The 772-nt window shown below is 64.1% G+C and carries 2 pseudogenes; one reads left to right on the forward strand and one right to left on the reverse strand.

Annotation, left to right across the window (positions count from 1 at the left end):
* Positions 1-381, reverse strand: a pseudogene (locus EN935_RS38600) (hydroxymethylbilane synthase); the annotation flags it as partial.
* A gap of 154 nt (positions 382-535) precedes the next feature.
* On the opposite strand from EN935_RS38600, the pseudogene EN935_RS38605 reads away from it, so the two are divergent.
* Positions 536-772 (forward strand): annotated as a pseudogene (locus EN935_RS38605) (tRNA (adenosine(37)-N6)-threonylcarbamoyltransferase complex transferase subunit TsaD); the annotation flags it as partial.

A 772-nucleotide genomic window follows, 5' to 3' on the forward strand; every position in this document is an offset into this window, starting at 1 on the left:
TTGCGGACCTGCCGCAAGGGGCGAAAGTCGGTTCGTCGTCGCCACCCTGCCGACAAAGGCGTCGCGCGCATCCTCCCGCGGCAGGAAGGCTGAGAGTTCGAGACCGTCGGGCAGTTGCGTCGGCATGTCCTTCGACGAATGCACGGCGATGTCGATCCGGCCCGCCAGCAGCGCCTCCTCGATCTCCTTGGTGAACAGACCCTTGCCGCCGGCTTCCGACAGCGGCCGGTCCTGGATGCGGTCGCCGCTGGTCGAGATGACGACGATCTCGAAGGCCTCCGCCGGCATGCCGTGCGCGGCCATCAGTCGCGCCTGCGTTTCCTGCGCCTGTGCCAACGCCAGCGGGCTGCCGCGTGTTCCGATTCTCAAGATTGTTTGCATGGCGCGCGGTCCGTGATAACCCCCGGCCTGAGCATTTTGCAGCCAAGTGGAACCACTTGGCGTCGCAGAAATGCGGCTAAAATAACCGAGGCCTTTCCGGACTTTCTCCTAACGGGGAAAGGCCTGACAGACAATCTCTTGGGATAGCGACGAATTGATCCGCGTGCTGGGCATAGAGACGAGTTGTGACGAGACCGCCGCCAGCGTCGTGGCTGTGGATGGCAATGCCGCGCCAAAAATCCTGTCCAACATCGTGCTCAGCCAGATGGAGGAACATGCCGCATTCGGCGGCGTCGTGCCGGAAATCGCAGCGCGCGCCCATGTCGAGGCGCTGGACGGCATCATCGAGGCGGCCCTTGCCGATTCGGGCGTGGCGCTCGCCGACATCGAC

The organism is Mesorhizobium sp. M7D.F.Ca.US.004.03.1.1 (assembly GCF_003998635.1).
Taxonomy (GTDB): domain Bacteria; phylum Pseudomonadota; class Alphaproteobacteria; order Rhizobiales; family Rhizobiaceae; genus Mesorhizobium; species Mesorhizobium loti.